Raw genomic sequence first — 22,800 nt, 5'->3', positions numbered from 1 at the left:
ATGCCTCCCCGACCCCGGCCCAGTCCTTCATCGGGTGCCGGAGCGAGCCAGCGGAGACAGCGCGACGATCGCGATCACCAGGATGAACGCGGCCACACCGAGCCCCGCGTACTGGAAGTTCGCCAGGACGACCCCGGCCAGTACCGATCCGGCTGCCGCCGAGAGGCTCATCAGCGAGTCACTGCGGCCCTGCCGGCGGGTGCGCAGCTCCGGTGCGGACGCCTCGGTGAGCAGCGCGGCACCGGCGACCGTCGCCGCACTCCAGCCCAGCCCCAGCAGGATGAGCGCGACCATCACGCCCCAGGCCTCCGTGCCCGCGAACACGGCGAACGCCAGCGCACCGGCGAGCAGCACCTGACCCAACAGCACCACGCGCAGACGCCCCCAGCGATCGGCGAGCACGCCGAACACGGGCGACAGAGCGTACATGCCGCCGACGTGCAAAGCGATCGTGATGCCGACGAGCGCGGACACATCGGCCGGAGTGGCTGCCCTGCCCTGCGCGCCATGTGCCATGTGCGAGAGGTGCACGGGCGTCATCGCCATCACGGACGCCATCACCACGTGGGATCCGGCGACCGCGAAGATCGCGTAGCGCGCTACACGAGGGCGGTCGAGCACCACGGCCCCGGTCGTCGCCGCCGCCACCTTCGCGAGACGCTGCGCAGCGAGCAGCGGATCGGGGTGGAGGGCTACGAGGTACAGCACCAGAGCCGCACACTGCGCGACGAACGAGAACAGATAGGAGCCGGTCTGCGGCGGCATGCCGACCGCCTGCCCCACGATCTCTCCGGGACCGAGGAGTAAGGGCCCGGCGACCCCGCCGATGGTCGTCGACCAGACGACGATCGAGAGATCACGGCCGCGATGCTGAGGTGCTGCCAGATCCGTGGCCGCGAACCGGGACTGCAGGTTGCCCGCGTTGCCGGCGCCGATCATCAGGATGCCCGCCAGCAGCAGGGGGAAGACCCGCACAGAGGCGGCGAGGATGACGACAGCGATGCCGACCAGCGCGAACAGGTTGCCGAGGGTGAGTGCCCGACGCCGTCCGACGCGCGCGGCGAGACGCGCGAGCGGAATGGCGCACGCCGCCGCTCCCAACGTGACCGACGCCGTCGCCAGGCCGGAGAGCGCATCGTTCCCCGAGATGTCCGCCGCCAGAAGAGCGCCGAGCGACACCGTGGCGCCGAAGGCGATGCCGCCCAGCACCTGCCCGAAGGACAGCACCAGTACGGTCCGCCGCTGGACGGTCGCCTGCTGCGTCGCCGTCAGGGCGACATCGCTCATGGTGCGGGTACGGCGTCGCGCACGCTGTTGCGCAGGATGCCCAGTCCCGAGATCTCGACCTCGACCACGTCGCCGGCCTCGAACGTGCCGACACCGGCCGGCGTCCCCGTCATGATCACGTCTCCGGGCAGCAGGGTGAACACGGCGGAGGCGTACTCGATGATCGCCGGCACGGAGTGGATCATGTCGGTCAGAGGTGCATGCTGCCGCACCTCTCCGTTCACGCGGGTCTCGATGGTGGCGTTCGCCGGGTCGAAATCGGTCTCGATGACCGGCCCGAGGGGGCAGAACGTGTCGAAGCCCTTCGCACGCGACCACTGGCCGTCCTTGCGCTGCAGGTCACGCGCGGTCACGTCGTTCCCGATCGTGTAGCCCAGCACGTAGTCGAGTGCGTTCTCGGCCTTCACGTTCTTCGCGATCTTGCCGATCACCACGACGAGCTCACCCTCGTACTCGGTGCGCTCGGAGAGGGTCGGACGCACGATCGCGTCGCCGGGGCCGATCACCGAGGTGTTGGGCTTCAGGAAGAGCAGCGGCTCCTCGGGAGCCACTCCCCCCATCTCGGCGGCGTGGTCGTGGTAGTTCTTGCCGACGCAGACGACCTTCGACCGCGGGATCACCGGGGCGAGCAGCGCAGCATCCGCGAGCGGCACACGCGCGCCGGTGGTCTCGTACCCGGTGAACATCGGGTCTCCGGCGAGCACCACGAGCTCGCGCTCGTCGATGATCCCGTACATGATGGCTTCGTCGTGGCTGAACCGGGCGATCTTCATGGATCCAGCCTACCGAGCGCTCCCGCGGCTCAGGCGTCGAGACGCAGGAGCCAGCCGTGCTTGTCTTCGCGGCGACCGTACTGGATGTCGGTGAGCTCCTCACGCAGCGAGAGGGCGAGCTCGCCCAGCGGCTGCGGCTCGTCGAACCCGTCGCCGACCAGCGCACCGATCGGAGTGACGACTGCCGCGGTGCCGCAGGCGAACACCTCGACGATGTCTCCGGAAGCCACGCCTTCACGCCACTCGTCGATCGAGATCGGACGCTTCTCGACCGTGTAGCCGCGGTCCTCCGCGAGCTGCAGCAGCGAGTCGCGCGTGATGCCCTCGAGGATGCTGTCCGACTCCGGTGTCACCACCCGGCCGTCCTTGAAGACGAAGACGACGTTCATGCCGCCGAGCTCTTCGACGTCGCGCTTCTCGTTGAGGAAGACCACCTGGTCGCAGCCCTTCGCGCTGGCCTCGCTCTGTGCGAGCAGGCTGGAGGCATAGTTGCCGCCGGTCTTCGCCTTGCCCGTGCCGCCCTTGCCCGCGCGAGCGTACTCCTCGGAGAGCCAGATGCGCACCGGCTTGACGCCGCCGGTGAAGTAGGCGCCCGCAGGGCTGGCGATCACGTAGTAGGCGACCTTCTGGGCGGCGCGGACGCCGAGGAAGGCCTCCTTGGCGAACATGAAGGGCCGCAGGTAGAGACTCTGGTCCGCCCCGGTCGGCACCCAGCGGCCGTCGACGGCGATGAGCTCGCGCAGCGACTGGATGAAGTACTCGGTCGGCAGCTCCGGCAGCGCGAGTCGGCGGGCGCTGGCCTGCAGGCGCGCGGCGTTGCGGTCGGGACGGAACGTGTGGATCGAGCCGTCGGCGTGACGATAGGCCTTGATGCCCTCGAAGATCTCCTGCGCGTAGTGCAGGACGGATGCGGCGGGGTCCAGCGGAATCGGACCGTACGGCTGCACGCGCGGGCGGTGCCACCCGCCCTTGGCGGACCAGCAGATGTCGACCATGTGATCGGTGAAGACCACGCCGAAGCCCGGATTCTCCAGCGCCTCGGCGAGACGGTCGGGTGACACAGCGTTCAGGTTCTTCATGACGAGGAACTCCAGGGGAGCCACGGTCGCCTCGGCATCGATGGTCGTCATCTCATCATCCATTCCTCGTGGGTGGGCGCATCGTCGCGCCCGTTCAGCCTACGCCTGCAGTCAGAGGCGCGCAGTGATCGCGGAGCCGATCTCCGCCGTCGTTCGTGCCGCCGTGCGTGCGGCGATGTCGGCCTCGACCGCCGCGCTCACGCGTGCGGATTCCCCTGCGAGGCCGAGGTGGTCGAGCAGCAGTGCGATCGAGAGGATCGCCGCGGTCGGATCGGCCTTCTGCTGGCCCGCGATGTCGGGCGCCGAACCGTGCACGGGCTCGAACATCGAGGGGAACGCGCCGTCGGGGTTGATGTTCCCCGACGCCGCGAGTCCGATACCGCCGGTCACGGCTCCCGCGAGGTCGGTGAGGATATCGCCGAACAGGTTGTCGGTGACGATCACGTCGAAGCGCGAGGGGTCGGTGACCAGGAAGATCGTGGCCGCGTCGACGTGCAGATAGTCGACGGTCACGTCGGGGTGCTCGGCGGCGACCTCGTTGACGACACGCTGCCAGATGGCTCCTGCGTGCACGAGCACGTTCGTCTTGTGCACGAGAGTCAGCTTCTTGCGGCGGCGCTCGGCGAGATCGAAGGCGTAGCGCACGACGCGCTCCACACCGAAGGCCGTGTTCACCGAGGTCTCGTTCGCGACCTCCTGCGACGTGCCCTTGCGGATCGCACCGCCGTTGCCGACGTAGGGGCCTTCCGTACCTTCGCGGACCACGACGAAGTCGATCTCACCCGGATCCGCCAGGGGGCCGGGCGCGCCCGCGAAGAGCTTCGACGGACGCAGGTTCACGTAGTGGTCGAGCGTGAAGCGCAGCTTCAGCAGCAGTCCCCGCTCGATGTTCGCATCCTTCAGACGCGGGTCGCCCGGCGTGCCTCCGACCGCACCGAGCAGGATCGCATCGTTCGCGGCGATCGATGCGAGGTCGTCGTCGGTGAGGGTGTCGCCGGTCTCGAGGAAGCGCCCGGCACCCAGCGAGAAACGGGTCTTGTCGAAGACCACATCGCTGGACGCGGTGACGGCGTCGAGCACCTTCTCCGCCTCGGCGATGACCTCGGGACCGATGCCGTCACCGGGGATGACGGCCAGCTTCACGACACGCGACATGAGACTCCTTGCGCACTGCACGGGGATGGACCGGCCGGGCCCGACGGGGTCGAGCGGGCCGGTCCTCCCAGCGTACTGGTCAGTGCGAGGGGGCTTTGCGCAGTGTGACGGCCGCGATGACACCGGCGAGGACCACGAGGGCAGCGCCGATCAGCGACGTCACCATCACACCGGAGCCGAACGCGGCAGCAGCCGCATCCCACAGCGCTGTCCCGAGCTGCTCCGGAAGCGCCTGCGCCGCGGTGTAGGCGCCGGCGAGGGTCTCCCCCGCCGCGTGCGCCACATCGGCCGGCAGCCCTTCGGGCAGCACGAGCGCGCCGCGGTAGAACGCGGTGATGATGCCGCCCAGCACCGCGGTGCCGAGCACGGCGCCGAGTTCGTACGCTGTCTCGGAGACGGCACTCGCCGCGCCGGCCTTCGCCGCGGGGGCACTGGAGAGGATCAGCTCGTTCGAGATCGTCTCCGCCGCCCCGATGCCGATGCCGAGCACGACGAAGGCGATGACGAGGGGAAGCACTCCGTGCGCGTGGGTCGTGAATGCCACGATCAGGTAGCCCGCCACCGAGAACGCGAGTCCGACCGGGATCACGATGTGCGGCGGCACTCGGCGCGAGACGGGCACGACCGAGAGGCCGGCGACGATCATCGCGAGCATGCCGGGGACGAGTGCCAAGCCCGCCATCATCGGCGACAGTCCGAGCACCAGTTGCAGGTGCTGCGACACGAAGTAGAGGAAGCCGACGAGCGCGACGACGCTGAGGAGGTTCACCAGGATCGCCCCGGAGAATGAGCCTCGCCGGAACAGCGCCATATCGAGCATCGGCGACCGGGAGCGCAGCTGGCGACGGACGAACAGGTACCCCATGCCGAAGCCGAGCAGAGCCCATGCGCCGGCCGTGAGGCTCGGTCCGTCGACGGCCAGCGACTTGATCGCGTAGACGACGGGGATCATGGTCGCCATCGAGAGCGCGATGCTGATCAGGTCGATGCGGCCCGGGTTCGGGTCGCGGCTCTCCGGGACGAGCAGCGGTGCCGCGATCAGGAGCGGGATGAGCACGGGGACGGCGATGAGGAACACCGATCCCCAGGCGAAGTGCTCGAGGAGGAATCCGCCCACGATGGGTCCGAGGGCGGAACCGGCGGAGAACGCCGAGGCCCACACCGCGATCGCCATGCGGCGCTGGTCGCGGTTCTGGAAGATCGAGCGCAGCAGCGAGAGGGTCGACGGCATCAGCATGGCGCCGAAGAAACCGAGGAGCGCGCGGGCGGCGATGAGCAGCCCGGCCGTCGGCGCGAAGGCGGCGAGAGCCGACACGGCGGCGAAGCCGGTCGCACCGATCAGCAGCATCTTCCGGCGGCCGAAGCGGTCGCCCAGCGTGCCCATCGTCACCAGGAGCCCGGCGAGCACCAGGGGGTACACGTCGATGATCCACAGCTGCTCGGCCCCGGTGGGGGCGAGCGCGATGGAGATCTCGGGGAGCGCGAAGCTCAGCACCGTGTTGTCCACCGACACCAGCAGCACCGGCAGCATGAGGACGACAAGCGCCGCCCAGCCACGGGCTCCGACGCGGGGAGCATCCGTCTCTGTCGTCGGGATCGACGCAGTACGGGTCATGGAACACCTCTCACAATTACGGCGGCATCGTTAGTGAACCGTCCGGATGGTATAGTAACAGAATTCCCGCCGCTTCCCTGTGCAGAGGATCCACGATGCCCCGACCTCCCCTCGCCCGCGAGAAAGTGCTCGACGCCTTCGAAGCGATCCTCATCGAAGACGGCGAACGTGCGGCGACACTCGACGCGACGGCCAAGGCCGCGGGAGTGTCGAAGGGCGGGCTCCTCTACCACTTCGGCTCGAAGGATGACCTCGAAGCCGGGCTGATGGAGCGCCTCGACAACCTCACGACACTCGACCTGGAACGGATGTCGTCCGCTGAGGAAGGCCCCGTCGCGTACTACGTGCGCACATCGGTGATGGAAGACGACGCACTCGACCGCGCACTCATCGCCGCGACCCGACTCGCGCAGGGCGGATCCGTGCCGGCAGCCGACATGCTCCGCGACACGCGGCGACGGTGGGCCGAGACGATCCGTCCGCACGTGCGCGACACGGCGAGCCTCGACCTCGTGATGCTGGTCAGCGACGGGCTCTACTTCAACAACTCGCTCGACGTGCACGGGCCCGAGCGTCTGGTCCCCCGCAGCGACGAGCTCGCCGAGCTGATCGCGCTGGTGCTGAAGGCGACAGCCTGACCGCAACACCCTACAGAGGAGGGCGGGAGCATCACGCTCCCGCCCTCCTGTCTGCAGCCTTCGATCAGACCTCGGTGATCTCGATCTGACGGAACAGGTCGGCGTCGATCGCGTCGCGCACGTCGTCGAGCAGCTCGTCGGACACCGGGGAGTCCAGCGTCAAAACGCTGAGCGCCTGCGCACCGGCCGCCTCGCGGGCGATCTGCATGCCGGCGATGTTGATGCCCGCCTCGCCGAACTTCTGACCGTAGACCGCGACGATGCCGGGACGGTCGGTGTACAGCATGACGACGTGGTGCTTCTCGATCGGCAGCTCGAGCGCGTGATCGTTGATGCCGATCAGCTTCTCGGCCTGCTTCGGGCCCGTGAGCGTGCCGGACACCGACAGCTGGGACCCGTCCGACAGCGCGCCGGCGAGCGTGATCACGTTGCGATACTCATCGCTCACGTCGTCTTTGAGCAGGCGCACGGCGATGCCGCGCTGGTCGGCGAGGAGCGGCGCGTTGACGTAGGAGACGGTCTCGCTGACGATGTTCGTGAAGACGCCCTTGAGAGCGGCGAGCTTGAGCACGCTCACGTCGTAGTCGTTGAGCTCACCGTGCACCTCGACGTCGAGGCTCGTGAGCGGCGAGGTCGCCAGCGACGCGAAGATCTGACCGAGCTTCTCGACCAGCGAGATGCCGGGGCGCACGTACGGGTCGATGACACCGCCGGCGACGTTGACCGCGTCGGGCACCAGGTCGCCGCCGAGCGCGAGACGCACGGATCGGGCGACCGAGACGCCGGCCTTCTCCTGCGCCTCCTCGGTGCTCGCACCGAGGTGCGGGGTGACGACGACGTTGGGGAGATCGAGCAGCGGACGAGCGGTGCCACCCTCTGCGGGGGGCTCGGAGGTGAAGACGTCGAGGCCTGCACCGGCGATCTCTCCCGCGACGAGGGCGGCGTGCAGCGCCTCCTCGTCGATCAGGCCGCCGCGCGCGACGTTGACGACGAACGCGGTCGGCTTCATGGCCTTGAACTGCTCGGCACCGATCATGCCGGTGGTCTCCGGCGTCTTCGGCATGTGGATCGTGAGGAAGTCGGACTCGGCGACGAGCTCATCGAGCGAGAGGAGCTGCACGCCGAGCTGCTGGGCGCGCGCCGAGGTGACGTAGGGGTCGTAGGCGACGACACGCATGTCGAAAGCGGCAAGGCGCGCGGCGACGAGCGCACCGATGCGACCGAGGCCGACGATGCCGACCGTCTTCTCGAAGAGTTCGGCTCCCGTGAAGGAGCTGCGCTTCCAGGCGCCTGCGGAGAGCGAGGCGTGCGCGGCGGGAATGCGGCGGGCGAGGCTCAGGATGTGGCCGACCGTGAGCTCGGCGGCGGAGACGATGTTGGAGGTCGGCGCATTGACGACCATGACGCCGGCAGCCGTGGCCGCCTTGATGTCGACGTTGTCGAGGCCGACTCCGGCACGGGCGACGACCTTGAGCTTCGGGGCGTGCCCCAGAGCCTCTTCGTCGATGCGGGTCGCCGAGCGGACCAGCACGGCGTCGGCATCCGCGAGTGCCGCGAACAGCGCCTCGCGGTCGGTGCCATCGACATCGCGGACGTCGAAGTCGGGACCGAGAGCGTCGATCGTGGCGGGAGAGAGTACTTCGGCGATGAGCACGACAGGCTTCGGCACAGTGGATCCTTCGGGGCAGCGCGGCAGGCGGGAGTGGCCGATGCGCCGCACACCATGGGGGCGCGATCGCGTCAACTCTACCCGAGCGCTCGAGGCCCTCCGTGCCGTGTGACCGCGTGCGACTCAGGCGCTCGGCATCGTGAGGCTGAGCGCGATGAGGCTCATCCAGAAGACCGCGACGATGCCGAGTCCCGCGAGGAACACCAGGGAGAGCTCTCCGACATTGCGTCGTCGACCGATCACGAACGCGAACGCGAAGACGATGGCGGGAAAGGCGACGCCGAACAGGAGTGTCGCCCATCCCCCTCCGGTCAATCCGGTCTGCGCCATCGTGATCAGGTGGGCGACGGCGTTCCACACCGCGTAGGCGTAGAACAGCCCTGCCAGCCCGATGACGAGTCCGACGAGCCAGCGGGGCGAGCCCGCCGAGACCTGCTGAGGAGCGGAAGACGCACTCACGATCCGATCACCCCCACGGTGACGAAGGGCCAGGGAACGAGGAGGACCACGCCCGCGAGCAGCACGGCGACGCGGATCCACGCGGCCCTCCCCCGGGTCAGGACCCAGGTCGCGAGGAACCACAGCGCGGGCGCGGCGATCGCCAGCACGAACCACGGCAGGAACATGGCGTCGTCGACGAGGAACGAGGCCAGCGGCTTGAGTCGCAGTCCGCCGACGATCCAGCCGATCGTGTAGAGGAGATAGACGCCGCCGACGACCCCGAGGATCAACAGCATCATGGTGCTCATGCCCGCCGGCTCGTCGGTCGCAGCGGGGGTGACGGTGCCGTCATCCTCGACCGTCCCCACCTCTTCGCTGCCCCTGCCCACGGCGTTCCAGCCGTGCGGAAGGGCGCGATCCTGCGGCGCCGCGGCGTCGTCGCCCTCCCAACTGAGGGCGTCGTCGGAATCGGAAGTCATCTCCCCAGAGTAGGACACCCGGTCCACTATGCTCGGGGTTGCCTTGAGCCGGTATGGCGGGCACCGGAAGGAAAAGGGGAGCACCGTGGCCGACAGCGACAACAAGAACGCCGACGTCGAGCGGCCTGCGGCGAGCAGCACGAACACCGAGCCGCCCGCCGGATGGGTCCCCACTCCCGAGGCGAAAGCGAAGGCCACCCGCTTCCGCTGGATCGCCGCCGTGCTCTGGACCGTCGCGATCATCGGCGAAGCCGTCGGCATCTTCTGGCTGCTGCGCCAGCGCGTCTACGTCGGCGAGGACGGACAGCTCCTCCGCAACCCCGACACCGGACTGCTCGAGGAGCACGGCGTCACGGCGACGTTCCCGCAGTGGGCGTTCATCGCACTCCTCGTGCTGCTCGTCGTGATCGCCGCACTCTCGATCACCGGGTCCGTGCTCTGGAAGAAGGCGAATCGCCTCGACCCCGCGCGGAAGTCCGACAAGACACGGTTCTTCGTCCAGAACCAGCTCGGCGCGATCATCGCGATCGTCGCCTTCCTCCCCCTCGTCATCCTGATCTTCCTCAACAAGGACATGGACAAAGGCCAGAAGACGACGGCCGGCATCGTCGGAGTAGCTCTCGCGGCTCTCGCCGTCGTCCTCGGCGTCGACTTCGCTCCGCCGTCGGTCGAGCAGTACACGGCCGATCAGTCCGCCGTGATCCAGCTGCTCGGCAAGGACGAGGTCGTGTGGGTCGAGGGCGGCAAGGTGTACCACGTCTGCGATGAGGTCTCCGCGATCCAGACCGGCAGCGAGATCATCACCGGCACGACGGCACAGGCCGTGGAAGCGGGCAAGAACCGGCTGACGCTGCAGTTCGCCTCCGAGCTGCGTGCATGCGACCTTCCCGTTCCCGAGAACGACGAGGAGATCACCGAGGCGCTGCGAGCGATCCAGGCGGGGCAGGTGGACACCGTCCTCCCCGCGCCGGAATGGGCGGATTCCACGGAAGCGCCCATCGTCGTCGACGAGGCCCCGGCCGAGTGACGGCCGATCGGCTCTAGTCAGCGTCGAGCGCTTCGACGAGCCTCTCCTCGGCCGAAGTGAGATGCGCCTCGAGGAGGGCGGCCGCACGCTCGCCCTCTCCGGACTCGACCGCGTCGAGGATGTCGGCGTGCTGGGCAGCGATCACCGCAGCGTCGAGCAGGCGGCGGCCCTGCACTTGCGCCATGCACAGTCGCACCTCGTCGAGGACGCTGCGGTACATGCGACCGGTCCGCTCGCTCTGGAGCGCGTCGATGAGCGCGGTGTGGAAGCGCAGATCAGGGCCGACAGTCGCCGGGTCGGGGCCGGCCGGCATCGCGAGGATCTCGGCGTTGGCGTCGCGGGCAGCGTCCGGAACGGTCCTGGTCACGGCGAGTTCGCGCAGCGCCGCGCTCTCCAGCCGTGTCCTCGTGCGGTAGACGTCGCGCACGGTCTCGGAGTCGATCCCGACGACGCGGGCGCTTCGATGCGCGGTGCGCACCAGGAGTCCGGTGGCGACGAGCTGTTCGATGGCTGCTTTCGCACTCGGCCTGGCCACCCCGAACGTCTGCGAGACGGCTGACTCCGTGAGCGGCGTGCCGGAGCCGATCTCGCCGCGGAGGATGCGTCCGCGCAGCTGAGCGGTGACGGCGTCGACCACGCCGACGATGCCGAGCGGCGCGTCCGAGCTCATGGTCATCCGGTCAGTCTAACGAAACGCCCCGCCGTCGGTACACTTGTCAGACAATCTTTCGACGGAGCAGAGGAGCACCGTGCCGACCACACTCGCCGAACCGCTGGATCCCGCACTGCTGGGCCCCACGACCGAGGTGCACTCCCGGTCCATCGACCGCTTCGCCCGGGCACACGACGCTTCGCACTACCTGCTCATCCCGGATGCGGTGCTCTCCCCCGCGGATGCCGAGGGCGTCGCCCGTGCGTTCGGCGCCGTGCGCGCGGCGGGACGCACGATGACCTTCCGCTCCGGCGGGACGAGCCTGTCGGGGCAGAGCGTCAGCGGCGACATCCTCGTCGACACGCGCAGCCACTTCCGCGACATCCGCGTGGAGGACGACGGCGCATTCGTCCGCGTCGGTCCCGGAGCCACGGTTCGCCAGGTCAACACCCGGCTGACACGCCACCGCCGCAAGCTCGGGCCCGACCCGGCGAGTGAGATCGCCTGCACGATCGGCGGGGTCGTGGCGAACAACTCCAGCGGCATGGCCTGCGGCATCACCGAGAACTCGTACCAGACCATCGAATCGATGACGATCGTGCTCCCGAGCGGGACGATCCTCGACACCGGACGACCCGACGCGAACGAGCTGCTGCGCGCCGCGGAACCGGCGATCGCCGACGGGCTCCTGGCCCTGCGCGCCCGATTGCTCGCCGCACCGGAGCACGTCGCCTTCCTCCGGCAGCAGTTCTCGATGAAGAACACCATGGGCTACGGCCTCAACGCCCTGCTCGACTTCGACGATCCGGTGCGCATCCTCGAGCACCTCATCATCGGGTCCGAGGGCACCCTCGCGTTCGTCGCCGAGGCACGGTTCCGCACGATCGAGGTTCGTCCGGCGATCGCCACCGGTCTGCTCGTGTTCGAGACGCTGTCGGCCGCCATGACCGCACTCCCCGACCTCACGCGTCTCGGCCTCGCGACGATCGAGCTGATGGATGCCGCATCGCTGCGCGTGGCACAGGGTCTGAGCGATGTCCCGGCGGCGATCGCGGAGATCGACGTCCAGGGGCATGCGGCCCTGCTCGTGGAAGTCCACGCCTCCGATGCTGCGTCCCTCACGGAGTCGAGCGCCGCCGCCCAGGTGCATTTCGAGGCCCTGCCGCTGGCCGTGGCGCCTCGACTCACGACGGACGCCGCCGAGCGGGCCGCGCTGTGGCATGTGCGCAAGGGTCTCTACACGGCGGTGGCGGGTGCGCGCCCCTCCGGCACGACCGCTCTGCTCGAAGACATCGTCGTCCCTGTCCCCCGCCTGCTCGCGACCTGTGAGCGACTGATCGAACTGTTCGCCGAGCACGGCTACGAGGGCTCGGTCATCTTCGGTCATGCGAAGGACGGGAACGTCCATTTCCTGCTCAACGAGCGCTTCGACGACGCCGACAGCGTCGCCCGCTACCGCCGGTTCACGGACGACCTGGTCGACCTCGTGCTGTCCCAGCAGGGTTCGCTGAAGGCCGAGCACGGAACCGGTCGCATCATGGCGCCGTTCGTGCGCCGCCAGTACGGCGACGAGCTGACCGACATGATGTGGGAGATCAAGGGCCTGCTCGATCCCGACGGCATCCTCAACCCCGGCGTCGTCCTCTCCGACGACCCCGATTCGTACCTGCACGACCTCAAACGCGTTCCCACGGTCGAGAACGAGGTCGATCGCTGCGTCGAGTGCGGGTACTGCGAGCCGACGTGTCCGAGCAAGAGCATCACGCTCACCCCGCGCCAGCGCATCGTGATCCGCCGTGACATGGCCTGGGCCGAAGAGCAGGGCGACACCGAGCTGCTGCGGGACCTGCAGAAGGACTACGACTACGACGGCGTGCAGACCTGCGCCGTCGACGGCATGTGCGGTGTGGCGTGCCCGGTCGACATCAACACCGGCGACCTGGTTCGTCGGCTGCGGGCCGAGCAGTCGAACGCGGTCGAGGGTGCCCTCTGGGGCACGGCGGCCAAGCACTGGAGCACGGTCACCCGGGCCGGCGGTATCGCCCTCACGGTCGCCGACGCGCTCCCGGCTCCTCTCGTCCGCGGAGTGACCCGGGTGGGACGCGCCGTTCTGGGTGCCGACACGCTCCCGCTCTACGACGCCGGACTTCCCCGCGGCGGGTCGAAGCCTCCGCTCCCCGCAGCCCCGAGCGATGCGCAGGTCGTGTTCTTCGGCGCGTGCATCGGCACGATGTTCGGCGCGGAGGGCGAAGGCCAGGGATCGAGGGACGCGCTGCGCGAGCTGTTGGAACGCGCCGGCATCCCCATCGTGATCCCTGAGGAGAACGGCGGCCTCTGCTGCGGCACGCCCTGGAAGTCCAAGGGCCACCTCGACGGTTACCGGCTCATGTCCGACCGGGTGCTGGATTCTCTGTGGGAGGCGAGCCGCCAGGGCGAGCTCCCCGTGGTGTGCGACGCCGCATCCTGCACCGAGGGCCTCGATGTGATGCTCGCGCAGTCCGTGGCGAAGAGTCCGAAGTACGCCGGGCTCCGGATCGAGGATGCGACGACGTACGTCGCCCGAGAGGTGCTGCCGCGGTTGACCGTGCCGGCGAAGCTTCCGACCGTGGCCCTACACCCGACGTGCTCGACGACCGCCCTCGGGGCGACGGGCGCTCTGACCGAGATCGCGGCCGCCGTCGCCGACGACGTGTTCATCCCGGAGGGCTGGGGCTGCTGCGCGTTCGCCGGTGACCGCGGGATGCTGCATCCGGAACTCACCGCCAGTGCGACCGCGCAGGAGTCCGCCGAGATCGCTGCCGCAGAGGTCGAACTTGGCGGCTTCGATGCGTTCGTGTCGGCCAACCGGACCTGCGAGATCGGGATGACCAGGGCCACCGGCCGCCCCTACCGGCACGTGATCGAGATCCTCGAGGAACTCACCCGGGCCTGACCCGCCGGGATGAAGACGAAAGAACGGGCGCCCCCGAGGGGGCGCCCGTTCTTCTTGACTCAGGTCAGGCTGGACTCAGGTCAGCGCGCAGCGCTGCCGTCGACGTAGTCCTCGTCCTGCTGCTTCCAGGCGAAGAGCGAACGCAGCTCCTTGCCGGTGACCTCGATGGGGTGCTGCTCCTCCTTGGCGCGCAGGGCGAGGAACTCCTCGGCCCCGTTGTCCTGGTCGTCGATGAAGCGCTTCGCGAAGGCGCCCGACTGGATGTCGGCCAGCACGCCCTGCATGCTCTCCTTGACGCGCTCGTCGATGACGCGCGGGCCCGAGACGTAGTCGCCGAACTCGGCGGTGTCGGAGATCGACCAGCGCTGCTTGGCGATGCCACCCTCCCACATCAGGTCGACGATGAGCTTGAGCTCGTGCAACACCTCGAAGTAGGCGATCTGCGGCTGGTAGCCGGCCTCGGTCAGCGTCTCGAAGCCAGCCTGCACGAGGTGGCTCACGCCACCGCAGAGCACGGCCTGCTCGCCGAACAGGTCGGTCTCGGTCTCTTCGGTGAAGGTCGTCTTGATGACGCCGGCGCGGGTGCCGCCGATGGCCTTCGCATACGAGAGGGCGAGGTCCCAGGCGTGGCCCGATGCGTCGCGCTCGACGGCGATGATGTCGGGGATGCCACGGCCGGCGACGAACTCGCGACGGACAGTGTGGCCCGGAGCCTTCGGAGCGACGAGGATCACGTCGACACCCTCGGGGGCGTCGATGTAGCCGAAGCGGATGTTGAAGCCGTGTGCGAAGGCGAGCGTCTTGCCGGCCGTGAGGTTCGGCGCGATGGACTCGCTGTAGATGATGCGCTGGTGCTGGTCCGGCGCGAGGATCATGATGACGTCGGCCCACTCGGTGGCCTCGGCGACGGTCTTCACGGGGAAGCCGGCCTCTTCGGCCTTCGCGGCGGACTTGGAGCCCTCCTTCAGTGCGATGGCGACCTCGACGCCCGAGTCGCGCAGGTTCTGCGCGTGGGCGTGGCCCTGCGAGCCGTAGCCGACGATCGCGACCTTCTTGCCCTGGATCAGGGACAGGTCTGCGTCGGCGTCGTAGAAGATCTCGGTGCTCACTGTGTGTTTCTCCTTGTTCTTTGCGTTTCGTCGGGATTCGCGCGCTCCAGGAGCGGCGAAGACTGTGTTGCTCGGGATGGTCAGCCGCGCAGGACGCGTTCGGTGATGCTCTTACCGCCGCGCCCGATGGCGAGAAGACCCGACTGCGCGATCTCCTTGATGCCGAAGGGCTCCAGTGCACGGAGCATGGCGTCGACCTTGCCCTTGTCGCCGGTCACCTCGATCACGAGCGCATCCGAGGCGTAATCCACCACCGACGCGCGGAAGAGGTTCACCACCTCGATCACGTTCGAGCGCGTGGCGTTGTCGGTGCGCACCTTCACGAGCATGTGCTCGCGCTGGACCGACGTCGAGAAATCGAGCTCGACGATCTTGATCACGTTGATCAGCTTGTTGAGCTGCTTCGTGACCTGCTCGAGCGGCAGCTCCTCGACGTCGACGACGACCGTGATGCGGGAGATACCGGGCACCTCGGTCACGCCGACGGCGAGGGAGTCGATGTTGAAGCCGCGACGGGCGAACAGCCCGGCGACGCGGGTGAGGAGTCCTGGGGTGTTCTCCACCAGCAGGCTCAGCACGTGAGTCGACATGGATCAGTCCTCCTGGTCGAAGTCGGGCGCGTGCTCGCGGGCGTACTGGACGTAGCTGTTGCTGACGCCCTGCGGGACCATCGGCCACACCATGGAGTCGGCGCTCACGACGAAGTCGATCACCACGGGGCGGTCGTTCGTCTCGAGCGCGAGCTGGATGGCGGCATCCACCTCTTCCTCCTTCTCCACGCGGATCGCCAGGCAGCCGTACGCCTCGGCGAGCTTCACGAAGTCGGGGATTCGGACCGTGCCGTGCCCGGTGTTGAGGTCGGTGTTCGAGTGGCGGCCGTCGTAGAACAGCGTCTGCCACTGGCGCACCATGCCCAGCGAGGAGTTGTTGATGATCGCGACCTTGATCGGGATGTTGTTGATGGTGCAGGTCGCGAGCTCCTGATTGGTCATCTGGAAGCAGCCGTCGCCGTCGATCGCCCAGACGTGACGCTCCGGCTCTGCGACCTTCGCACCCATCGCCGCGGGCACCGAGTAGCCCATGGTGCCGGCACCGCCGGAGTTCAGCCAGGCGTTCGGGCGCTCGTACTTGATGAACTGCGCCGCCCACATCTGATGCTGGCCAACACCCGAGGCGAAGATGCCCTCGGGACCGGTGAGCTCGCCGATGCGCTGGATCACGTACTGCGGAGCGAGGAGGCCGTCGGTCGTCGGCGCGTAGCCGAGCGGGAACTCGGTGCGGAGGCCATCGAGGTACGACCACCACTCCTCGATGTCGGGCTTCGCGCTGGCGGTGGCACCGCGGAACGCGGCATCCAGATCGGTCAGCACGTCGCGGACATCTCCCACGATCGGCACATCCGCGGTGCGGATCTTCGAGATCTCCGCGGGGTCGATGTCGACGTGCACGACCTTGGCGTTCGGCGCGAAGAGCGCCGCCTTGCCCGTCACGCGGTCGTCGAACCGTGCGCCGAGCGAGACGAGGAGGTCGGCCTCCTGGAGCGCCAGCACGGCGGGAACCGTGCCGTGCATGCCCGGCATGCCGAGGTGCTGCGGGTGCGAGTCAGGGAACGCGCCACGGGCCATCAGCGTGGTGACGACCGGCGCTCCGGTGGATTCCGCGAGTTCCAGGAGCTCGGCCGACGCCTTGCCGCGGATCACTCCGCCGCCCACGTACAGCACCGGCTTCTTGGCCTCGGCGAGCAGGGTGGCTGCGGCCTGGATCTGCTTGCCGTGCGCCTTGGTCACCGGGCGGTAGCCGGGGAGATCGATCTTGGGCGGCCACACGAACGGCGCCGTCGCCTGCTGCGCATCCTTCGTGATGTCGACCAGCACGGGACCCGGACGACCGGTGCCGGCGATCTCATACGCCGCGGCGATCGCGCCCGGGATGTCGGCCGCGTCCTTCACCAGGAACGAGTGCTTGGTGATCGGCATCGTGATGCCCACGATGTCTGCTTCCTGGAACGCATCGGTCCCCATCAGGGTCGAGAACACCTGACCGGTGATGGCCAGCATCGGCACCGAGTCCATGTAGGCGTCGGCGATCGCGGTGACGAGGTTCGTCGCACCCGGGCCGGAGGTGGCGATGCACACGCCCACCTTGCCGGACGCGGAGGCGTACCCCTCGGCCGCGTGACCGGCTCCCTGCTCGTGCCGCACCAGGATGTGTCGCAGATCCTTGGCATCCATCAGCGGGTCGTAGACGGGGAGGATCGCTCCGCCGGGCAGGCCGAAGACATCCGTGACACCGAGCAGCTCGAGCGAGCGGACGACGGCCTCGGCGCCGGTGATCTCCGGAGCAGAGGATTGACGGGCGGGCGGCCTCGGCACAGCCGGGGCGGAGTCAGCAGTCATGACTTTCCTTCTGATGATCTGTGGAGGACACCGGATGCCGGAGCGTCCGGGTCAGCCGGTGGTCGCTCCCTCGGCGGCGGACCGCACGAGGCGCGAGTACTTGGCAAGAACGCCTCGGGTGTAGCGCGGGGGAAGCGGCTCCCAGCCAGAACGGCGGGAGGCGAGCTCTGCGTCGTCGACGAGTAGATCGAGAGAGCGAGCTGCGATATCGACCCGTATCAGATCACCATCGCGCACGAAGGCGATGGGACCTGCGTCCACCGCTTCGGGTGCTATGTGGCCGATGCACAGGCCGGTTGTGCCGCCTGAGAATCGTCCGTCCGTCAAGAGTAGTACATCTTTTCCGAGTCCAGCGCCCTTGATGGCCGCGGTGATGGCGAGCATCTCGCGCATACCCGGTCCGCCCTTGGGCCCCTCGTAGCGGATGACGATGACGGTACCGGGCTCGATCTCGCCCTCCGCGACGGCGTCCATGGCGGCGCGCTCGCGCTCGAACACGCGGGCGGGGCCCTCGAACACGGCGGCGTCGAAGCCGGCCGTCTTGACGACGGCACCCTCAGGAGCCAGCGAACCGTGCAGGATCGTGAGTCCGCCGGTCGCGTGGATCGGGTTGTCGAACGTGTGGATGACCTCGCCGTCGATCGGCTGCGGGTCGAGGTCGGCGAGGTTCTCGGCGAGCGTCTTGCCCGTGACCGTGAGTGCGTCACCGTGCAGGAGGCCCTCGTCGAGCATCGCCTTCATGATCACGGGGATGCCGCCGTGACGGTCGACGTCGTTCATGACGTACTTGCCGAACGGCTTCATGTCGGCGACGTGGGGAACCTTGTCGCCGATGCGGTTGAAGTCGTGCAGGCTCAGGTCGACGTCGGCCTCGCGAGCGATCGCCAGCAGGTGGAGCACCACGTTCGTGGAGCCGCCGAGCGCCATCGCCAGGGCGATCGCGTTCTCGAACGCCTCCTTGGTGAGGATGTCGCGCGTCGTGATGCCCTGGCGGAGCAGGTTCACGACGGCCTCGCCCGAGCGGTGGGCGAAGTAGTCGCGCCGACGGTCCGCGGCGGGCGGAGCGGCCGAACCGGGGAGGCTGAGACCGAGCGCCTCGGCGACGGATGCCATCGTGTTGGCGGTGTACATGCCACCGCAGGCCCCCTCACCCGGGGCGATCGCACACTCGATGCGCTTGAGGTCCTCCTCGCTCATGAGACCGGCACGGCAGGCGCCGACCGCCTCGAACGAGTCGATGATCGTGACGTCCTTCTCGGTGCCGTCGGAGAGCTTGACCCACCCCGGCGCGATCGAGCCGGCATAGAGGAAGACGCTCGACAGGTCGAGGCGGGCGCTCGCCATGAGCATGCCCGGGATCGACTTGTCGCAGCCGGCGAGCAGGACGGAGCCGTCGAGGCGTTCGGCCATCATCACGGTCTCGACGGAGTCGGCGATGACCTCACGGGAAACCAACGAGAAGTGCATCCCCTCGTGCCCCATCGAGATGCCGTCCGAGACGGAGATCGTGCCGAACTGCAGCGGGTAGCCGCCCCCGGAGTGCACACCCTCCTTGGCGCCCTGCGCGAGCCGATCGAGGCTCAGGTTGCAGGGAGTGATCTCGTTCCAGCTGGACGCGATGCCGATCTGCGGTTTGTCCCAGTCGGCATCCCCCATCCCGACGGCACGGAGCATGCCTCGGGAGGTCGTGGCCTCGATGCCGTCGGTGACGACGCGGCTGCGGGGCTTGATGTCGATGGGCGCGCTCTGGGAGGGATCATGCGAGGACATGACGGAAGTCTATTGCCGTGCGGAGGTGCGTTCGTCCGCCAGCGCCTCCAGAAGCGCGGCGATCTGTTGTGGAGTGTCCACACGAAGCGCCGCAGCACTCTCCCCCGGACCGACGCGCACGCCGAGGTCGCCCTCGCCGAGCACGCGCATCGCATCCTCGTCGGTCACATCGTCACCGGCGAACAGGATTCCGGTGGCATCGAAGCGCTCACGAAGCGCCGTCATGGCCGCGTCCTTGCCCTCTGCACGCGAGGAGAACTCCAGCACGCGGTGTCCGGCCCGACGTCGCCAGTGCGGGAAGCGCTCGGCAACCAGAGCGTCGATCTCGGCGAAGACGCGCTCCTCGGTCTCGCGGTCCGCGCGGCGGGTGTGCACGCCCATGCCGAAGGTCTTGGGTTCGAACTCGGCACCTTCGAAGCGCTCGATGATCGGCTTCGCAGCTGCCCACAGCGCTTCACGCGAACCGTCCTCGGTGACGTCGCCCGCGATCTCGGCATCTCCCTCACCCGGGAACCAGTACTGCGCGCCGTGGGAACCCGCGAGGGCGATGGCGGAGTCGTCGGTGTGTTCGGTGATGACCCGCAGGTCGTGCATGCTGCGTCCGGAGACGTACGCCACGACGGTGTCGGGAAGCGACGCGAGCCGCTCCACCTGGATCGCGACCTCGGGAAGCGCGCGCGCAGCCATCGGGTCAGGCACGAGAGGCGAGGCGGTGCCGTCGAAGTCGAGGGCAACGACCAGGCGCGGCGTCGCCGCCAGGGCACTCAGGTCGTCATCGGCGGTTCCGGGGATCCAGGGGCGCGTCACAGGTTCTCCAATCACAGGGGGTTCGTTCCCAGTATCGCGGCCCCGCGGGTGCTCAGCGCGCGCGCACCTCGGACAGGGCGGCGAGGAACGAGGAGGACCAGGCGTTCACGTCGTTGTCCAGCACACGACGGCGCAGCGATCTCATACGCCGTCCCTGCTCGGCCGGGGGCATCTCCACCGCGGTCATGATCGCGTCTTTGAGCCCTTCGATGTCGTGCGGGTTGACCCGCACCGCCTGCCGGAGCTCGTCCGCCGCCCCGGTGAACTCGCTGAGCACGAGGACGCCGCGATCGTCCACGCGACTGGCGACGTACTCCTTGGCCACGAGGTTCATGCCGTCGCGCAATGCGGTGACCAGCATCACGTCGGCGGCCAAGTAGAGGGCGACCATCTCCTCGCGCGGATACCCCTGGTGCAGATACCGGATGGCGGAGTGGCCCATCGTGTCGGTGTCGCCGTTGATGCGGCTGACGGCGAGCTCGATCTCATCGCGCAGGTGGACGTACGCGTCGACGCGCTCCCGGCTGGGGCTCGCGACCTGCACGAGCGTGACGTCCTCGACGTTGAGCCGCCCTTCTGCGAGCAACTCCCCGTAGGCCTTGATGCGGTGGCGGATGCCCTTGGTGTAGTCCAGTCGATCGACGCCGAGCAGGATGCGCTTCGGGTTGCCGAGGCTCGCGCGGATCTCGGCGGCGCGTGCACGCACGTCCTCACGGGCCGCGAGCTCGAGATACGGCGTCGTGTCGATGGAGATCGGGAACGCCCGCGCCAGCGCCGTGCGGGTCCCCTCCCCGTCAGGCACCGAGACGTTCGGTCCCTTGACGTCGTAGCGGAGTCTGCGGCGCACGGCCGTGAGGAAGTAGGTGGCGTCCTGAGCGCGCTGGAAGCCGATGACGTCGGCACCGAGCAGCCCGCGCAGCACCTGATCCCGCCACGGCAACTGGGCGTAGAGACCGTGAGCCGGGAACGGGATGTGGTGGAAATAGCCGATCGTCACGTCCGGACGCAGTTCACGAAGCATCTGCGGGACGAGTTGCAGCTGGTAGTCGTGCACCCAGACGGTGCCCTCCTCCGCCACGGCAGCGGCGGCAGCCTCGGCGAACCGACGGTTGACTCTGACATACGCGTCCCACCATTCGCGGTGGTACTGCGGCGGCGCGATCACGTCGTGGTACAGCGGCCAGATCGTGTCGTTGGCGAAGCCCTCGTAGTACTCCGCGACCTCCTGCGCACTCAGTGCGACCGGCACCAGCTCGATACCACCGGCTTCGAACGGCGTGAGCTCGACGTCGGCCTGCCCTGCCCAGCCCACCCAGGCCCCGCGCACGTTGCGCATCATCGGCTCGAGGGCGGCCACGAGCCCACCAGGAGACGTGCGCCAGACTTCCTCGCCGTCAGGTCCCTCCACCCGGTCGACCGGCAGGCGGTTGGCGACGACGACGAAATCTGCGGCGGTCAAGGGGGACTCCTCACATCAGCGGTGAAATCAAACCTACCCAGGATCGCGGAATACCGTCGCCGGAGGTCAGGCCGTCACCGACGAACGTGTACGCCGCTCGCTGCTGAGCGCCCAGTTCGCCACTCCCGCGCCGAAGGCGATGAATGCCGCGATCATCGGGAGCAGGAGCGCGGCGGACGTTCCGACGTTCTCGGCGATCTCGCCGGCCACGGCCGCGCCGATCGACTGCCCGACCACGACGCCGGAGCCCAGCATCGTCATGACCGTCGCCGAGCGACCACGCGGGCTGCGGGCGGCCCCGAAGCTGTACTGCGTGACCAGGGTGGGTCCGATGCCGATTCCCATGATCGCCAGCGCGAGCATCATCGTGCCCGGCGAGTCGACGAATCCGAGCAGGAGCGTTCCGGCGAGCAGGATGCCGGCGAAGACGAGCCACCGCGCGCGCATCGAGAACGACGGAGGAAGCCAGGCGACGCCCAACGCGAGCACCGCCGACCCGACGCCCATCACGCCGTAGAGCAGCCCGGCCTGCTCGGGTGCACCGCGGTCAGCCATGAACGACGTCAGCGAGGTGAGCATCGTCCCGAAGAAGATCCCCACGCCGAGAATGCCGAGGACGACGATGAGCAGCTGCGGCCGGAACAGCTCCGAGACCGCTGACGGGGCTCTGCCATCCGCGTCGCGGTCCTGCGACACGTGACGTCCGCTGGGGTGCAGCGCGAACGCGCCGACGAAGACGACGGTGAGCACAGCGGCGCCCACCAGCGGAGCCCACGGAGCGAACGCGGACGCCAGGATGCCGACCAGGAACGGCCCGAAGACGAACACGGTCTCATCCGCCGCGGACTCGTAGGCCATCGTCCCGGATACGGTCTTCGCGCGACGCGCCTCCGGCATTCGATCGGCGATGATCGTGACCAGACGTGAGCGCGAGAGCGGCGCGACCTGCGGTGCCGTGGCGCCGATCCCGACCGCCGCCAACAGCACGAAGCCGTCTGCGGCTTCCCCGTAGACCACGAAGGTGAAGAGCAGGAGCATCGCGCCGTTGGCCAGCGCGAGCACGACCAGGACCACCCGCTGGCCGAACCGGTCGGCGGCGGCGCCGAGAAGGGGGCCGAAGCACGCCGTTCCCAGACCGACGGCGGCCGAGGTGAGCCCACCCAGCGAGAGCGAGCCGCGGGCCGAGACGACGACGGTCAGGACGCCGACGACCATCATGGCGAACGGAAGTCGCGCGATGAAGGCGATGAGGAAGTAGGGGAATCCGGCGAGACGGAGAAGGCTCGGGCTCGGCTCGGTGATCTGCGGGGGTGCTGATGCGTGTGTCATGGCTCTCGCGCGTCGAAGACGCGATGTCGGGTGCCGCCGCTGTCCGCCGGGGATGCCGACGGCCGGTAGATACACGGTTTGTGCGGCCGCGGGCGAGCCGCGACGACCCCAGAATAGCGGATGGTCCCGGGAAGTGCCCGAGAGATGAGCGTTTCGGGACGGGTCTATCCTTGGCGACACCGC

General features: G+C 68.6%; 19 protein-coding genes. 3 read left to right on the top strand and 16 right to left on the bottom strand.

The window, feature by feature from the left end:
- Nucleotides 1-27 precede the first annotated feature (27 nt).
- From ACIOTO_RS17765 to ACIOTO_RS17745, 5 genes are all read right to left on the bottom strand, one after another.
- A complete protein-coding gene (locus tag ACIOTO_RS17765; protein ID WP_400858764.1) occupies nt 28-1,287 on the bottom strand; it encodes an MFS transporter in 1,260 nt (419 codons plus the stop codon).
- Nucleotides 1,284-2,060: a fumarylacetoacetate hydrolase family protein gene (locus tag ACIOTO_RS17760; protein WP_029263565.1), complete on the bottom strand. Its 777-nt coding sequence runs from the start codon at nt 2,058-2,060 to the stop codon at nt 1,284-1,286. Before ACIOTO_RS17760 ends, ACIOTO_RS17765 begins: the two co-directional genes overlap by 4 nt.
- 29 nt (nt 2,061-2,089) lie before the next feature.
- Nucleotides 2,090-3,190: a branched-chain amino acid aminotransferase gene (locus ACIOTO_RS17755; RefSeq protein ID WP_029263566.1), complete on the bottom strand. Its 1,101-nt coding sequence runs from the start codon at nt 3,188-3,190 to the stop codon at nt 2,090-2,092.
- A 60-nt stretch (nt 3,191-3,250) separates the two neighbouring features.
- Entirely contained in the window at nt 3,251-4,294 is a 1,044-nt protein-coding gene (locus ACIOTO_RS17750) for a 3-isopropylmalate dehydrogenase (RefSeq protein ID WP_400858763.1), read from the bottom strand.
- Nucleotides 4,295-4,373: 79 nt separating this feature from the next.
- Nucleotides 4,374-5,909 (bottom strand): MFS transporter, encoded by a 1,536-nt coding sequence (locus ACIOTO_RS17745; RefSeq protein ID WP_105709822.1) that lies wholly within the window; start codon nt 5,907-5,909, stop codon nt 4,374-4,376.
- A gap of 95 nt (nt 5,910-6,004) precedes the next feature.
- Between ACIOTO_RS17745 and ACIOTO_RS17740 the strand changes: the two genes are divergently transcribed.
- Nucleotides 6,005-6,547, top strand: coding sequence for a TetR/AcrR family transcriptional regulator (locus ACIOTO_RS17740; protein WP_262000838.1), 543 nt, complete (start codon nt 6,005-6,007; stop codon nt 6,545-6,547).
- 64 nt (nt 6,548-6,611) lie between these two features.
- Here the strand turns inward: ACIOTO_RS17740 and serA are convergent, their stop codons facing one another.
- The 3 genes from serA to ACIOTO_RS17725 form a co-directional block, all read right to left on the bottom strand.
- Nucleotides 6,612-8,216, bottom strand: coding sequence for a phosphoglycerate dehydrogenase (gene serA / locus ACIOTO_RS17735; protein WP_400858762.1), 1,605 nt, complete (start codon nt 8,214-8,216; stop codon nt 6,612-6,614).
- A 123-nt stretch (nt 8,217-8,339) separates the two neighbouring features.
- Entirely contained in the window at nt 8,340-8,675 is a 336-nt protein-coding gene (locus tag ACIOTO_RS17730; RefSeq protein WP_029263571.1) for a hypothetical protein, read from the bottom strand.
- Entirely contained in the window at nt 8,672-9,136 is a 465-nt protein-coding gene (locus tag ACIOTO_RS17725; protein WP_262000836.1) for a hypothetical protein, read from the bottom strand. The genes ACIOTO_RS17730 and ACIOTO_RS17725 overlap by 4 nt, the downstream gene beginning before the upstream one ends.
- Before the next feature lie 85 nt (nt 9,137-9,221).
- Here ACIOTO_RS17725 and ACIOTO_RS17720 point away from each other — a divergent pair, with 85 nt between their 5' ends.
- Nucleotides 9,222-10,163 carry a hypothetical protein gene (locus ACIOTO_RS17720; protein ID WP_400858761.1) on the top strand — a complete coding sequence of 314 codons (942 nt, stop codon included), beginning with the start codon at nt 9,222-9,224 and terminating at the stop codon, nt 10,161-10,163.
- Nucleotides 10,164-10,176: 13 nt separating this feature from the next.
- Here the strand turns inward: ACIOTO_RS17720 and ACIOTO_RS17715 are convergent, their stop codons facing one another.
- Nucleotides 10,177-10,839 (bottom strand): GntR family transcriptional regulator, encoded by a 663-nt coding sequence (locus ACIOTO_RS17715; protein WP_400858760.1) that lies wholly within the window; start codon nt 10,837-10,839, stop codon nt 10,177-10,179.
- A 73-nt stretch (nt 10,840-10,912) separates the two neighbouring features.
- On the opposite strand from ACIOTO_RS17715, the gene ACIOTO_RS17710 reads away from it, so the two are divergent.
- Nucleotides 10,913-13,747 (top strand): FAD-binding and (Fe-S)-binding domain-containing protein, encoded by a 2,835-nt coding sequence (locus ACIOTO_RS17710; protein ID WP_400858759.1) that lies wholly within the window; start codon nt 10,913-10,915, stop codon nt 13,745-13,747.
- An 80-nt stretch (nt 13,748-13,827) separates the two neighbouring features.
- Here the strand turns inward: ACIOTO_RS17710 and ilvC are convergent, their stop codons facing one another.
- The 7 genes from ilvC to ACIOTO_RS17675 all read right to left on the bottom strand — a co-directional run bounded on the left by ilvC (nt 13,828) and on the right by ACIOTO_RS17675 (nt 22,617).
- Complete coding sequence (gene ilvC, locus ACIOTO_RS17705) at nt 13,828-14,856, bottom strand: ketol-acid reductoisomerase (protein WP_029263576.1); 1,029 nt, start codon at nt 14,854-14,856, stop codon at nt 13,828-13,830.
- 80 nt (nt 14,857-14,936) lie between these two features.
- Entirely contained in the window at nt 14,937-15,446 is a 510-nt protein-coding gene (gene ilvN, locus ACIOTO_RS17700) for an acetolactate synthase small subunit (protein ID WP_029263577.1), read from the bottom strand.
- A 3-nt stretch (nt 15,447-15,449) separates the two neighbouring features.
- Nucleotides 15,450-17,252: an acetolactate synthase large subunit gene (locus tag ACIOTO_RS17695; protein WP_029263578.1), complete on the bottom strand. Its 1,803-nt coding sequence runs from the start codon at nt 17,250-17,252 to the stop codon at nt 15,450-15,452.
- A 51-nt stretch (nt 17,253-17,303) separates the two neighbouring features.
- Entirely contained in the window at nt 17,304-19,022 is a 1,719-nt protein-coding gene (gene ilvD / locus ACIOTO_RS17690) for a dihydroxy-acid dehydratase (protein ID WP_029263579.1), read from the bottom strand.
- 9 nt (nt 19,023-19,031) lie between these two features.
- Complete coding sequence (gene otsB, locus ACIOTO_RS17685; RefSeq protein WP_400858758.1) at nt 19,032-19,829, bottom strand: trehalose-phosphatase; 798 nt, start codon at nt 19,827-19,829, stop codon at nt 19,032-19,034.
- 52 nt (nt 19,830-19,881) lie between these two features.
- A complete protein-coding gene (locus ACIOTO_RS17680; protein ID WP_105709816.1) occupies nt 19,882-21,288 on the bottom strand; it encodes a trehalose-6-phosphate synthase in 1,407 nt (468 codons plus the stop codon).
- A gap of 66 nt (nt 21,289-21,354) precedes the next feature.
- Nucleotides 21,355-22,617: an MFS transporter gene (locus ACIOTO_RS17675; RefSeq protein WP_029263582.1), complete on the bottom strand. Its 1,263-nt coding sequence runs from the start codon at nt 22,615-22,617 to the stop codon at nt 21,355-21,357.
- Nucleotides 22,618-22,800 lie beyond the last annotated feature (183 nt).

This window comes from Microbacterium sp. NPDC087592 (assembly GCF_044743585.1).
Classification (GTDB): Bacteria; Actinomycetota; Actinomycetes; order Actinomycetales; family Microbacteriaceae; genus Microbacterium.
This window is presented reverse-complemented; position numbering and strand designations above follow the sequence as displayed.

Coding starts and splice junctions, on each gene's coding strand:
- ACIOTO_RS17765 (WP_400858764.1), bottom strand. CDS start 1,287: ATGAGCGATGTCGCCCTGACGGCGACGCAGCAGGCGACCGTCCAGCGG.
- ACIOTO_RS17760 (WP_029263565.1), bottom strand. CDS start 2,060: ATGAAGATCGCCCGGTTCAGCCACGACGAAGCCATCATGTACGGGATC.
- ACIOTO_RS17755 (WP_029263566.1), bottom strand. CDS start 3,190: ATGACGACCATCGATGCCGAGGCGACCGTGGCTCCCCTGGAGTTCCTC.
- ACIOTO_RS17750 (WP_400858763.1), bottom strand. CDS start 4,294: ATGTCGCGTGTCGTGAAGCTGGCCGTCATCCCCGGTGACGGCATCGGT.
- ACIOTO_RS17745 (WP_105709822.1), bottom strand. CDS start 5,909: ATGACCCGTACTGCGTCGATCCCGACGACAGAGACGGATGCTCCCCGC.
- ACIOTO_RS17740 (WP_262000838.1), top strand. CDS start 6,005: ATGCCCCGACCTCCCCTCGCCCGCGAGAAAGTGCTCGACGCCTTCGAA.
- ACIOTO_RS17725 (WP_262000836.1), bottom strand. CDS start 9,136: ATGACTTCCGATTCCGACGACGCCCTCAGTTGGGAGGGCGACGACGCC.
- ACIOTO_RS17715 (WP_400858760.1), bottom strand. CDS start 10,839: ATGACCATGAGCTCGGACGCGCCGCTCGGCATCGTCGGCGTGGTCGAC.
- ilvN (WP_029263577.1), bottom strand. CDS start 15,446: ATGTCGACTCACGTGCTGAGCCTGCTGGTGGAGAACACCCCAGGACTC.
- ACIOTO_RS17695 (WP_029263578.1), bottom strand. CDS start 17,252: ATGACTGCTGACTCCGCCCCGGCTGTGCCGAGGCCGCCCGCCCGTCAA.
- ilvD (WP_029263579.1), bottom strand. CDS start 19,022: ATGTCCTCGCATGATCCCTCCCAGAGCGCGCCCATCGACATCAAGCCC.
- ACIOTO_RS17675 (WP_029263582.1), bottom strand. CDS start 22,617: ATGACACACGCATCAGCACCCCCGCAGATCACCGAGCCGAGCCCGAGC.